10 protein-coding genes and 1 rRNA gene are annotated in these 13,797 nt (G+C 39.3%); 3 read left to right on the top strand and 8 right to left on the bottom strand.

The genetic code is table 11. The annotated features are described in order from the left end of the window. Window positions 1–294: 294 nt before the first annotated feature. From rsmG to asnC, 4 genes are all read right to left on the bottom strand, one after another. A complete protein-coding gene (rsmG, locus tag GWI68_RS02255; protein ID WP_115351346.1) occupies window positions 295–921 on the bottom strand; it encodes a 16S rRNA (guanine(527)-N(7))-methyltransferase RsmG in 627 nt (208 codons plus the stop codon). Continuing rightward, a complete protein-coding gene (gene mnmG / locus GWI68_RS02250; protein WP_166539248.1) occupies window positions 918–2,816 on the bottom strand; it encodes a tRNA uridine-5-carboxymethylaminomethyl(34) synthesis enzyme MnmG in 1,899 nt (632 codons plus the stop codon). The genes rsmG and mnmG overlap by 4 nt, the downstream gene beginning before the upstream one ends. Window positions 2,817–3,193: 377 nt before the next feature. Next, window positions 3,194–3,634: an FMN-binding protein MioC gene (gene mioC, locus GWI68_RS02245; protein ID WP_166539247.1), complete on the bottom strand. Its 441-nt coding sequence runs from the start codon at window positions 3,632–3,634 to the stop codon at window positions 3,194–3,196. A 100-nt stretch (window positions 3,635–3,734) separates the two neighbouring features. Continuing rightward, complete coding sequence (asnC, locus tag GWI68_RS02240) at window positions 3,735–4,196, bottom strand: transcriptional regulator AsnC (protein WP_069367404.1); 462 nt, start codon at window positions 4,194–4,196, stop codon at window positions 3,735–3,737. 159 nt (window positions 4,197–4,355) lie between these two features. Here asnC and asnA point away from each other — a divergent pair, with 159 nt between their 5' ends. Beyond that, window positions 4,356–5,348 (top strand): aspartate--ammonia ligase, encoded by a 993-nt coding sequence (gene asnA / locus GWI68_RS02235; RefSeq protein ID WP_109399003.1) that lies wholly within the window; start codon window positions 4,356–4,358, stop codon window positions 5,346–5,348. Here asnA and viaA read toward each other — a convergent pair whose 3' ends face one another. Next, complete coding sequence (viaA, locus tag GWI68_RS02230) at window positions 5,349–6,806, bottom strand: ATPase RavA stimulator ViaA (RefSeq protein ID WP_166539246.1); 1,458 nt, start codon at window positions 6,804–6,806, stop codon at window positions 5,349–5,351. A 7-nt stretch (window positions 6,807–6,813) separates the two neighbouring features. Then, window positions 6,814–8,313, bottom strand: a complete 1,500-nt coding sequence (gene ravA, locus GWI68_RS02225; RefSeq protein ID WP_166539245.1) for an ATPase RavA — start codon at window positions 8,311–8,313, stop codon at window positions 6,814–6,816. Window positions 8,314–8,593: 280 nt separating this feature from the next. On the opposite strand from ravA, the gene rbsK reads away from it, so the two are divergent. After that, window positions 8,594–9,523, top strand: a complete 930-nt coding sequence (rbsK, locus tag GWI68_RS02220) for a ribokinase (RefSeq protein WP_109410115.1) — start codon at window positions 8,594–8,596, stop codon at window positions 9,521–9,523. Window positions 9,524–9,591: 68 nt separating this feature from the next. Here the strand turns inward: rbsK and mdtD are convergent, their stop codons facing one another. Then, entirely contained in the window at window positions 9,592–10,986 is a 1,395-nt protein-coding gene (gene mdtD, locus GWI68_RS02215) for a multidrug transporter subunit MdtD (protein WP_109410116.1), read from the bottom strand. An 82-nt stretch (window positions 10,987–11,068) separates the two neighbouring features. Continuing rightward, entirely contained in the window at window positions 11,069–11,755 is a 687-nt protein-coding gene (locus GWI68_RS02210; RefSeq protein ID WP_166539244.1) for a FadR/GntR family transcriptional regulator, read from the bottom strand. A gap of 494 nt (window positions 11,756–12,249) precedes the next feature. Between GWI68_RS02210 and GWI68_RS02205 the strand changes: the two genes are divergently transcribed. After that, window positions 12,250–13,792, top strand: a 16S ribosomal RNA gene (locus GWI68_RS02205). The last annotated feature ends 5 nt before the right edge of the window (window positions 13,793–13,797 follow it).

The following is a 13,797-nucleotide window of genomic DNA, read 5'->3' as shown; positions in this document are numbered from 1 at the left end:
CTTTTATGAACAATTTAGTGTCAATTGGAAAAGAATTGACCCATTTTCAATTAAATAAATTCAATATTTTTATAATGCACAGAATTATTAATTTATTTTGGAAATAAAATAAGGAAAACTCAGGCTACAAAGCGAATTAACGCAAAAGATAATAAAATGTTAATTTATTGTTCCATTAAGGTGAAAATTAACACTACCTATAATTCCCCATAAAACAAATGGCGATAACATTGTAAATATTATCGCCAGAGCACAAAAAATGAAAAAAAGATCAATAATGCAGGTAAGTTTTGATTAAATAATCACCAAATGTCTTTGTTCATTCAATTCAGGAATGGATAAACTGATCACTTTCTTAGGTGCTTTTAATCCATTATCAGCAAGTTCATCTAACTCTTCTTGATGAATTTGTCCTTTTAATGCATAAAAATACCCTTGTTCTTCAGCCACCAAATGAGAACACCAAGAAAGCATGTCTTTCATAGATGCAAATGCACGGCTGATAACACCATCAAAAGGTTTCTCAGGTTGGTACTCTTCAACACGATATTGAACCGGCTCGATGTTATGAAGCCCTAACTCATGCTGAACTTGCTTCATAAAGCGAACTCGCTTACCTAAACTATCCAATAAGACAAAGTGATGATCGGGACGCATTATAGCCAAAGGAATACCTGGTAATCCGGGCCCTGTACCTACATCAATAAATCTTTCACCTTCAAGGTATTGGCTAACCACAATACTATCCAATATATGGCGGATTAGCATTTGCTGTGGATCTCTGACGGAGGTCAGGTTATACGCCTTATTCCACTTATCAAGCATCATCACATAACCCGTTAGCTTTTCAGCTTGAATATCTGTTAGCTCAATATTGGCTTGCTTAGCCAGCTTTTTTAGCCGATTAAGTAAGTCACTCATGATGCACTCCTGCGTAATAAGCCTTGTTTTTTTAACCACACTAATAAAATAGAGATAGCAGCAGGTGTTACACCTGAGATCCTTGATGCTTGACCGATAGACGTCGGTTTATGATCGTTAAGTTTAGCAATAACTTCGTTAGATAACCCACTTACTTGCTTGTAGTCGAGATCTATCGGTAATGCCGCGTTTTCGTTACGCTGTTTCTTTTCGATCTCTTCTTGTTGGCGATTAATGTAACCTTCGTATTTAACTTGGATCTCAACTTGTTCTGCCGCTTGTGGTTTTGAACCGTCAATACCAGGTGCAAAACGAGGTATTTTTTTCAGTATCTCGTATGTCACTTCAGGACGACGCAATAGATCTTCACCATTGGCTTCTTTGGATAATGGGGTATTTAGTAATTCATTGATTTCAGAAAGGTTATCTGCTTGAGGATGAACCCAAATATTTCTTAAACGTTGACGTTCTTTTTCAACAAGTTCAACTTTTTCACTAAATTGAGCCCAGCGGTTATCATCAACCATGCCTAATTCTCGAGCAATTTCTGTCAGACGTAAATCTGCGTTATCTTCACGTAGCATCAAGCGATATTCCGCACGAGACGTAAACATACGGTATGGCTCTTTTGTACCAAGAGTACAAAGATCGTCAACTAATACACCAATGTAAGCTTGATCACGACGTGGGAACCAACCTTCTTGATCATAGGCATAACGTGCAGCATTAAGCCCTGCAAGCATACCTTGAGCCGCAGCTTCTTCATAACCCGTTGTACCGTTAATTTGGCCAGCAAAGAATAACCCGTTGATAAATTTACTTTCTAGAGTTTGTTTTAGATCTCTAGGATCGAAGAAGTCATATTCAATGGCATAACCAGGTCTAATGATCTTCGCATTTTCCATACCTTTCATAGAATTTACGATTTGCATTTGAACATCAAAAGGTAAACTTGTTGAAATACCATTTGGGTAAATTTCGTTACTGGTTAAACCTTCAGGCTCTAAAAAGATCTGATGTGAATTACGATCAGCAAATCGCATCACTTTATCTTCAATAGATGGGCAATAACGAGGCCCTATTCCTTCGATGACACCTGCATACATTGGGCTACGATCAAGATTATTACGGATAACGTCGTGGGTTTTTTCGTTAGTGTATGTGATATGGCAAGGCATTTGCTCTGGGTGCTGATCCACATTACCTAAAAACGAAAAAACAGGCATTGGTGTATCACCTAACTGAACTGCCAATTGGCTAAAATCAATAGTTCTAGCATCTATTCGAGGTGGTGTTCCTGTTTTTAAGCGACCAACACGTAAAGGTAATTCGCGTAATCGGTGTGATAGTGAAACTGAAGGTGGATCTCCTGCACGACCACCACTGTAGTTTTCTAAACCAATGTGGATTTTTCCATCAAGGAAAGTTCCTACAGTTAAAACTACTGATTTAGCACGGAATTTTAATCCCATACGAGTAACTGCACCCGTTACTTGGTCATTTTCAACAATCAGATCTTCTACTGGTTGTTGGAAGATCATCAAATTAGGTTGATTTTCAAGTGTGGTACGAACAGCTTGGCGGTAAAGAACACGGTCTGCTTGTGCTCTTGTTGCTCTTACAGCGGGTCCCTTACTTGCGTTAAGGGTTCTAAATTGAATACCGGCATGGTCAATGGCTGTTGCCATTAATCCACCCATGGCATCGATCTCTTTTACCAGATGCCCTTTACCAATCCCACCAATAGCTGGGTTACAAGACATTTGGCCCAAAGTATCAATATTGTGGGTCAGTAATAGGGTTTGACGCCCCATACGAGCTGCAGCCATAGCGGCTTCTGTACCGGCGTGACCACCACCGATGACAATGACGTCAAAGTGTTCTGGATAAAACATGTGTGAACCTTAAATGTTACGAATGCTGAATGTGTTGCATTGGAAAAACGAATTCTACTCAACTTTTTGACAGATACAAGCGAGCTGATCCGCAGGTAATTATTTAAAGATCTTTTTATTTAAAGATCTCTTTATTAGATCTTTTATTAAGGAAGCGATCCTCTGTGGATAAGTGGATTTTCTATTTAAAGATCATAAAAGTGTAAAGGATCATATACTGTGAATGATCCGTGATCTATCTGCTGATAAGCTGGGATCAAAATGACGAGTTATGCACAGGTCATTTCTTGATAGAGGCTTATACAATGGATAACTACGGGTTAACCCCTGCTTTTGAGTAGAGTTATCCACATCTGTTTGCTGTTTTTTTGTGCAAATTAAAGTAGATTTTTCCAAGAAGCTATCCATTCTTCAGCTGGATCTTCCGGAATGTCATACTTTTGAATATCAATTTCGAGACGATCACCAAGGCGAGTAGCCCCTTTTTCTATTAATTTTTGATCCAATGTTCTGATCGCACCACAGAAAGTGTCGTATTCACTACTTCCTATACCGATAGCACCAAAAGAGATATTGCTAAGATCAATAGAGTCTGCCGAAATCTCATCAGCAAAAGGCTGTAGGTTGTCAGGAATATCACCTGCACCATGTGTGGAAGTAACCACCAGCCAGATCCCTTCATTAGAAAGATCATTAAGTGAAGGGCCATGGTGTAAATCAGTCTCAAAACCTTCCTCAGATAAGATCTCTGCAAGGTGTTCTGCGACATATTCAGCACTACCCATGGTACTGCCACTAATTAGAGTGACTTTTTTCATTAATGATCTCCTTATGTTCAAGACGCGCTATTGTACGCTGTGAATCACTTGGGATCTACCTGTGGATAATGTGGTTATAAAAAAAAATAAGAATTTACCCTTATGGCTTGATCGTCCTTATTATCGGGTTTTGCAGAGAGATCAATGTTTCTGTTGATTGAATTTCATCAATCGTCTGAATTTTGTTGATAAGTACGTCTTGTAGTGCTTCTATGCTTTTACACATCACCTTAATAAAAATGCTGTATTGTCCTGTTGTGTAGTACACCTCTACGACTTCATCTAACTTATCTAACTTATCTAATGCTGTATGGTAATCTTTTGCACTCTTTAAAATGATGCCAATAAAGCAACAGACATCAAAACCTAATTGCTTTGCACTGATATCAACACGCGTTCCCGTAATAATTCCTGCTTGCTTCATTTTCTCTACACGAACATGAATTGTGCCCGGGCTTACTTCGAATTTTTTGGCTAATTCAGCGTAAGGTGTTCTCGCATTAGCCATTAATGCGTGAAGTATGTCACGATCGAGATTATCGATCTGATAAATATTGTCCATAAACTCCTCCTGTTTTTAACGATAATACATTTTTATAGCGTTATTTTTAACGATTTAAAACAAGCAAGGCTATTTTTAATGAAGTATATTGAATTTAGTACCTGTTTTGTTGCTTAATCTATATCAGCGAAACACGACATCACCACTAGGGATATAAAAATGGAAAAATCATTCATTCAGACTCAACAGCAAATTAGCTTTGTTAAATCATATTTTTCTCGTCTGCTGGAAAAAGAATTAGGACTGATTGAAGTTCAAGGACCGATCTTAAGTCGCCTTGGTGATGGAACTCAAGATAACTTATCTGGGCATGAGAAGGCGGTACAAGTTAAAGTCAAATCTTTACCAGATTCTACCTTTGAAGTTGTCCATTCATTAGCAAAATGGAAACGTAAAACATTAGGTCGTTTTGGATTTAGTTCTGGTCAGGGGCTTTATACACATATGAAAGCGTTGAGACCAGACGAAGATCGCTTAACTCAGATCCACTCTGTCTATGTTGATCAGTGGGACTGGGAAAAAGTGATGGAAGCTAAGGATCGTACAGTTCCTTATCTTAAGCAGACAGTGGGTAAAATCTATCAGGCAATAAAAGAAACTGAAAAAGCCGTCAGCGAAGAATTTGGTCTGGTACCGTTCCTGCCAGATCAAATTCAATTTATCCACACTGAAGAGTTATTGCGCCGTTATCCTGACCTTGATGCCAAAGGTCGTGAAAAAGCGATTGCGAAAGAATATGGTGCCGTTTTCTTAATTGGTATTGGTGGAAAACTTTCAAGTGGTGAATCTCATGATGTTAGAGCACCTGATTATGATGACTGGACGACACCAAACGAAGATGGATTTGAAGGTTTAAACGGTGACATTTTAGTCTGGAACCCAGTATTACAAGATGCTTTTGAATTGTCATCAATGGGTATCCGTGTCGATCCTGAAACATTAATGCGTCAGTTAACATTAACCGATGATACTAAGCGCCTAGAGCTTGATTGGCACAAAGCATTAATGCATGGCGATATGCCACAAACCATTGGTGGTGGTATTGGCCAATCGCGTTTAGTGATGCTACTTCTGCAAAAAGAGCATATTGGTCAAGTACAGTGTGGTGTGTGGGAAAAAGACACCCGTTTAGCTTTCGCTGATATGCTGTAATTATTGGCGCCAGCGTCGAAGTAAGCGACTTTTTAATCCAGTATCAAAACGCCATATATGGTCAAAGATTTTCATGATACTGGGTTTACCGTAATTGGATAGGGTAACCGCATGGAAGCGATTGTGCTGTTGCTGTTGGCTTTTTTTGATTTTGTTGATTAGGTTTTCGGGTAACCTTTGGGCGACAAAGTCAGAAATAACAACAGCATCAGCATCTTTCCATGCTGGGCTATTTAGTTTTTCTGCAACATCATCCAAACATGCACTTAAATCCGTGCCCCCTCTAAATGATTGATTTAAGAATTTGATAAGATCTTGTAGGCCGTTAGATGAGGATAACTGGTAATGAACCGTTTCCGTTGAAAATAACATCACATGACACGAACGATTGTCTGCAAGCGCTATTTTCATCAATGCTAACCCAAAAGCTTTAGCACACTGTTCATTAAATCCTCCCATTGAACCTGATGTATCAATACATACAATAAAAGGCCCTCTTGGTCTTTCTTCATCATGATGATGAGTTACTGGACGCAATACAGTACGCTCTTGCCAATTATCTCCTTGTAATCGATAGGTATTGAGCTGCTTTTCTACCAGCTTTCTATAAAACTCATACTCAATTTCATTAATACCTAACAAGGCGAGCTCAGCGGGAAGTAAGCGTAAAATATCATCACCGAGCCCAATTCCGTTGACTTGCTCCGGTGTTGTATCCGGCGCTTTTTCAACAATAGTTATAGGTTCAAAAATAACACTCTCTTCAGGGAGAGATTTGGCTGTTTTGCTACGACCTAGTAAACTTGCTAGTTTGTGTAATTCAGGTTGTTGATCGAGAAAATCGCTATAACGCTGAATAATCTTCTCATCGAAAGGGGTTTTTGTTAAAACACCTTTACTCATATCCCATAAACGCCCTGCTGCACGCTCATTTTCAGAGAATGTATTACTTAAACTCCCGCTTAGCGCTAAACGTTCCTGAAGTTCAGCCAGGAGTTGCTCTTGCTCTTGGTCAAATAAGGCTTTGTGTAATGCTGTGACATGGAAAATTAAACTTATCCGCCAGTGTTGGATAAACAACGCTTGCTGAGCAGGAGAAAACGGTTTGTTTGTTTTGATAAGCTGAGAGGCTTCTTCAATAAAAGAGGAATCTAATTTATTTAATTCAGCAAGGATGTGTTCAACTTGCTGATTAAATATCGCATTACCTAATGATTGCGTTTGTTGGTAAAGAGCAAATTCATCAGCAATCATAGTCGGTACTAATGTTTCTTTAACTCTTTGTTGTAGGTTTTTTTTCCATTGATGGATATCTTTAAGTAATGCTTTTTTTAATCTTGGGTGCTTTTCAAAAAAAACAGCTAATTGAGGAGAGGCTAATATAGCAATAATAACTTCTTCGATAAGTTGTCCTTCATTTATAGCTAAAAGCATATCTAATGTTGAAAGTGTCAGCATAATCACATCACTTTATTTGGCTTTTTAATTGAGAGAGTTTTTCATTTAGCTGAACAAAACTTTGCTCGATGGTAATAAGCCAATCATTATCAATAAATAAATTTGGTTGATGATGATTAAATTTTTCTTGTTCACCATAAATTTCTTGAGTCAGATCTTTTAATTTGTCTTGCCACTCTTTGTTATTTTCAATAAGAGGCGTAGGTGCTGTTTCTTGTTGTTGGTAAAGAGAAGTTGTGCGTCGACTTACATCTAAAATTTCTAATACGCCATCTGGACGAATTTGAGCATGAATAGATTGAGGAAAACCAATGCCATTTAAACGTGCAGACAATTCTTCTCCTTTGGATAAGAAGTTTTCTAAGGCTTTGTGTTCAAATGTAATAAAATTAACTTGAATACTATGAATATGCAGAGGTATGTGTAAAAACAGTGTGTATTTATCTGCCTGTATTTTTTCTGGCAGATTAAAATGAACATTACGGCCAAACATTCCACTTTGTTTTTCAAAACGAAAAGCTTGTTGATCTTGTTTGCTTCTCGTTGATTGCATCCACTCAGCCCACAAACTCTCTGTTTTTCTGATCAATTCTAGCTGGTGGTAAGCTTGTTCTGTTAAAAGGCTTTGTAATAATTTATCTAATAATGCAAATGATGCTTGGTCATGCCACAGGCAATCTTTTAATAAAATAAGATCTAATGGTGAAATAGCATTACGGCCATTAAAAAAAGCGCTAGCTTGTAAAAGGCGTACCGCTTTTTTCCAACGTCTATCAGAAACATAAGGAGCTGCATCACTTTTATCTAAAGACTCACGAAGTTGATAAATTAAATCAAATAAGTGGTCATCTAATGTGATTTTTTCTAATTCTGACTGCCAGCGTGAAAATTCTTCTGTGGTAATTTGAAGATGAGACGGAATATGAAAAGAGCCAACTTCTTTATTAACGAGTAAAGCGCGAAAGTTTTTCTTATCTTGAACTTTTGTTAGCCAAATACGAATAAGCATTCGGTCATAAAGCGCTTCAAGGCTACTATCTGAATCAGGTAATTCATTCGAAGCTGAAACTAATAAGCGCATTGGGATGTTGACTTCAGTTTCCCCATTTCTAAATTTACGCTCATTAATCGCCGTTAATAACGTATTAAGAATAGCGGGTCCGGCTTTCCATATTTCATCAAGAAAGACAACTTCAGCATCAGGCAAATATCCCTCAACCAAACGCTGATATTTCCCTTCATCTTTTAAAGCTTGAATAGATAAAGGACCAAAAATTTCTTCAGGTGTTGAAAAACGCGTCATTAAGTATTCAAACGCTTTAGCCTCTTTAAAGGCTTCTTTCATTCTTCTGGCTATTAAACTTTTAGCGATACCTGGAGGGCCAAGTAAGAAAACACTCTCACCACTGAGTGCTGCAAGTAAACAAAGACGGATAGCTGATTGTCGCTCATAAAGCCCAGTTTCAAGATATTGGCTAAGTTGTGAAATCCGCTCTGCAAGTTGCATAAACACTCCTAATAGTGGGTACTTATTTTCATTATTCCCCGAAAATATCAGAAAAGGATTGCTGACATATAGTCAAACATTCTATTAGCACACAAATTGTTTATAACAAAAATCGATTCAGCTTCCTACTGCTTATTTTTGGTTCTTTTTTGTTTTACTAGCGAAACGTTTCGATGGTGATCACGTTTTTTCATTAATGTTGCTGAGATGATCGGTTTAAAATATTGCATGTTATTTATTCAGTGCATTTAGAATTTATTATTGAGAGTAAGGAAAAATCATGGAAGCGAAGAAACTTGTGATTTTAGGTAGTGTTAATGCTGATCATATTCTTAATGTTGCTCATTTTCCGCTTCCTGGTGAAACCATTTCAGGTAACCAATTTCAAATGGTATTTGGTGGTAAAGGAGCTAATCAGGCGGTCGCAGCTGGGCGTTGTGGTGCGAATATTTCTTTTCTTGCTTGTTTAGGAAATGACGATATTGGTAAAAAAGCCAAAGCTCAATTAATGACAGATAACATTGATACCAAGAGTATTGAGTTAATTGACGATGTAGCAACAGGTGTTGCGTTGATTTTCGTTAATCAACAGGGTGAAAATGTTATAGGTATTCATGCTGGTGCTAATGGGCGATTAGATACAAATTACGTTCAGTGCCATGGGAATATTATAAAAGAAGCTGATGCTCTGTTAATGCAATTAGAATCGCCACTTGATTCTGTATTAAAAGCGGCTGAAATAGCGAAACAAGAAAATGTGCAAGTAATACTAAATCCTGCACCTGCTCAAGCATTACCTGATGAGTTGTTATCTCTTGTCGATATTATTACTCCAAATGAAACAGAAACTGAATATCTGACAGGAATTAAAGTCATAGATGATGAAAGTGCTCAACAAGCAGCGGATGTTCTACATCATAAAGGCATTAAAACAGTTCTGATTACATTAGGAAGCCGTGGAGTTTGGGTTAGCGAGCAAAATAGTAAAGGTTGTATTGTTCCTGCATTTAAAGTGAAAGCTGTTGATACTATCGCAGCAGGCGATACATTTAATGGCGCATTAATTACCGCTTTATTAGAGGGGCAATCTATGATGCCAGCGATTAGGTTTGCTCATGCTGCTGCTGCCATTGCTGTTACTCGAGCAGGCGCTCAGCCATCAGTACCTTGGCGTCATGAAGTGGATACTTTTTTAGCATCATCCTTGTAGAGCATTTTTTCTATCTATATATAAAGAAAAAGAGAGCATAAGCTCTCTTTTTAGTTTGAATAAAACTATCAGGCCTTTTTCTTTTTATTCGTTAGGTTATCGCCATCATGTTTATCGAGGAGTAAAAACACGAAGGAGGACAGTAATGTAATAATACCTACCGTAATAAAAGTATAGTGGAAGTTATCAACAGTAGTGCCAACGTTTTCAGTATCAAAATATCCTAAGATAGACGCACTGACAGCAATACCAAAACTAATAGCCAGCTGTTGAGTAACAGCTAAAACACTATTTCCTGAACTTGCATTATTATCTGTTAAGTCAGCCAATGAAATTGTATTCATCGATGTAAATTGTATCGACATGACCACACCTAATAAAAAGAGTGGGATAACAAGATAGTAAATAGACATGTCAGGAGATTGAAGTGAAAATTGAGCGATCATCAAACCAATAATAATAGTGATAGCAAAGAGCGTTCGGCGATAGCTAAATTTCACTAAGATCTTTGTGACAAATGATTTGGCTAAAATAGAGCCCAGAGCCATTGGTGCCAGCATCATACCGGAAACAATTGCAGGGTAGCCAAAGCCAACTTGTAACATAAGTGGCATTAAAAAAGGAATACAGCCAGTTCCTAGCCTTGTTGCAATGTTGCCTGCAATCCCGACAGAGAATGTTCGTGTTTTAAAAATATTTAATGGGATCAGAGGCTGCTGGTGGCGTCTCGCATGATTAATATATAAACCAAGTAGAGAAAAACCACCTAAAATAACGGCTATAGGGATATAGCGAGAGATATTTTTATCACCAAAAAGATCAAGGCTAACGGAAAGCATCACTAAGCCAAAGCCAAAGAAAATAAAACCCAGTAAATCAAATTTGCGTTTTGGCATAGTAAAATTAGGCATATGCTTTATGGCATAGAAAATACCTAATAGGCCAATAGGGATATTTATAATAAATATCCAATGCCAAGAGGCGTAAGTAACTAAAATCCCTCCTAAAAGAGGCCCTACTATGGGGCCTACTAATCCCGGCATAGTGACAAAATTTAGAATGGGTAATAATTCACTACGTGGATAGGCTCTTAATAAAGCAAGGCGTGCAACTGGCATCATCATTGCTCCACCTATTCCTTGTATAATTCGTGAAATAACAAGAAAAGAGAGGTTAGGAGAAAGTGCACATAATAAAGAGCCAGCAGAAAATAAAGAAACCGCAATAATAAAAATTTGGCGAGTTCCAAATCTGTCGGCTAGCCATCCACTAACTGGAATTAATAAAGCCACAGTTAATGTGTAGCTAATAACGGCCGATTGCATGGCGAGAGGTGAGTGATTAAGACTCTTGGCTATATCAGGTAATGCCGTATTAAGAATGGTTGCATCGAGAGCCTGCATAAAAAAAGCCATTGCAGCTATCCAAGGCAACCCAGACATATTTTTGGCGGATTTCAACATGAAGCATATACCGTCTTTGTTCTATATTTTGATTATCGCTTCATTATATACAGAAAACCTTCAATTTTTGTATTAAAACTATTCAATCACTTGTTAATAAGATTAAACAGAGGTCGCGTGCTTTATTTCCATCACCATCAATAATAGCTTGAACTATTTGGTTGTGTGTTTCCGGTTGTACGGTTTCATTACCCACAATAAGATCAAAATACTTTTTATAAGCAGAAAGGAACAAAGAACCAAAAGAAGCAAAAAATGGATTACCACTTGCTTGGTAAATAAGGTAATGAAATTGTGTATCAATATCTAACCAATGTTGTCTGTCAAAATTCTCATCAAGCAACTGCATTTCTTTGCCAAATAAAACAAGAGACTGTTTTTGGCTTTCAGTTGCATTAAATGCAGCTAAATAACAAGCTTGAGGTTCTATGGCTAAACGCACATGATGGAAATAATGGCTGACTTTATTAAATTCACCACTGTCTATCCACCAATTAAGAAGGTCATTATCTAATAAGTTCCAATTTTGCATTGGCGTTACTCGAGTGCCTATTCTTGGGCGTGGTAAAAGCATCCCTTTTGCTGCAAGCATTTTTATTGCTTCTCGAATAACGGTTCTACTGACAGAGAGTAACTCTGCTAATTCTATTTCTCCTGGTAACAAAGATTCAGGTTCGTAATGGCCAGAAAGAATTTGTTTACCCAATTTTTCAGCAACAATATAAGAAAGATTTTTTTGAGAAGCTGAACGTTGTTCGCTAAATTGCATAATAAAGGTTACCTATACCATAATTTATCTTCTATCTTACGTGAGTCAGCTATAGAAAGCTGTTTGGATTTTACTCTATCAGCATAGAAATAGAGCGTTTTTCCGTGTTTTGTTGAAAAAAAAAGCGAACGGAAAATTATTTTAAAAAAACACTTGCGCTAATCCGAGATCTCCCTATAATGCGCATCCACTGACCGACGATGAGCTGACAACAGCCACGAAGGACAGCGAAGGGAAAAGAAAAAAGTTTGAAAAAACTCTTGACTCTTCAGAGGAATAACGTAATATACGCCTCCTCGCAACAACGCAGAAGACCGGAAACGGCAGCGAATGTTGCACTGCTCTTTAACAAATTATCAGACAATCTGTGTGGGCACTCGCAGAGACGATATCTTCTAAAATATTAGATGTATCAAGTCTTGAAGAGTGAACAACAAAAGTAAATTCATTTATGAATAGCTAAGTTTTCGATTTCTTTGAGCATCAAACACTTTTAATTGAAGAGTTTGATCATGGCTCAGATTGAACGCTGGCGGCAGGCCTAACACATGCAAGTCGAGCGGTAACAGGAGAAAGCTTGCTTTCTTGCTGACGAGCGGCGGACGGGTGAGTAATGTATGGGGATCTGCCCGATAGAGGGGGATAACTACTGGAAACGGTGGCTAATACCGCATGACGTCTACGGACCAAAGCAGGGGCTCTTCGGACCTTGCGCTATCGGATGAACCCATATGGGATTAGCTAGTAGGTGAGGTAATGGCTCACCTAGGCGACGATCTCTAGCTGGTCTGAGAGGATGATCAGCCACACTGGGACTGAGACACGGCCCAGACTCCTACGGGAGGCAGCAGTGGGGAATATTGCACAATGGGCGCAAGCCTGATGCAGCCATGCCGCGTGTATGAAGAAGGCCTTAGGGTTGTAAAGTACTTTCAGCGGGGAGGAAGGTGATAAAGTTAATACCTTTATCAATTGACGTTACCCGCAGAAGAAGCACCGGCTAACTCCGTGCCAGCAGCCGCGGTAATACGGAGGGTGCAAGCGTTAATCGGAATTACTGGGCGTAAAGCGCACGCAGGCGGTCAATTAAGTCAGATGTGAAAGCCCCGAGCTTAACTTGGGAATTGCATCTGAAACTGGTTGGCTAGAGTCTTGTAGAGGGGGGTAGAATTCCATGTGTAGCGGTGAAATGCGTAGAGATGTGGAGGAATACCGGTGGCGAAGGCGGCCCCCTGGACAAAGACTGACGCTCAGGTGCGAAAGCGTGGGGAGCAAACAGGATTAGATACCCTGGTAGTCCACGCTGTAAACGATGTCGATTTAGAGGTTGTGGTCTTGAACCGTGGCTTCTGGAGCTAACGCGTTAAATCGACCGCCTGGGGAGTACGGCCGCAAGGTTAAAACTCAAATGAATTGACGGGGGCCCGCACAAGCGGTGGAGCATGTGGTTTAATTCGATGCAACGCGAAGAACCTTACCTACTCTTGACATCCAGAGAATCCTTTAGAGATAGAGGAGTGCCTTCGGGAACTCTGAGACAGGTGCTGCATGGCTGTCGTCAGCTCGTGTTGTGAAATGTTGGGTTAAGTCCCGCAACGAGCGCAACCCTTATCCTTTGTTGCCAGCGCGTGATGGCGGGAACTCAAAGGAGACTGCCGGTGATAAACCGGAGGAAGGTGGGGATGACGTCAAGTCATCATGGCCCTTACGAGTAGGGCTACACACGTGCTACAATGGCAGATACAAAGAGAAGCGACCTCGCGAGAGCAAGCGGAACTCATAAAGTCTGTCGTAGTCCGGATTGGAGTCTGCAACTCGACTCCATGAAGTCGGAATCGCTAGTAATCGTAGATCAGAATGCTACGGTGAATACGTTCCCGGGCCTTGTACACACCGCCCGTCACACCATGGGAGTGGGTTGCAAAAGAAGTAGGTAGCTTAACCTTCGGGAGGGCGCTTACCACTTTGTGATTCATGACTGGGGTGAAGTCGTAACAAGGTAACCGTAGGGGAACCTGCGGTTGGATCACCTCCTTACCTAA

This window comes from Proteus sp. G2669, assembly GCF_009915245.1.
Lineage (GTDB): Bacteria > Pseudomonadota > Gammaproteobacteria > Enterobacterales > Enterobacteriaceae > Proteus.
Note: the sequence above shows the minus strand (reverse complement) of the source record. Positions and strands in the feature narration are given on the sequence as shown.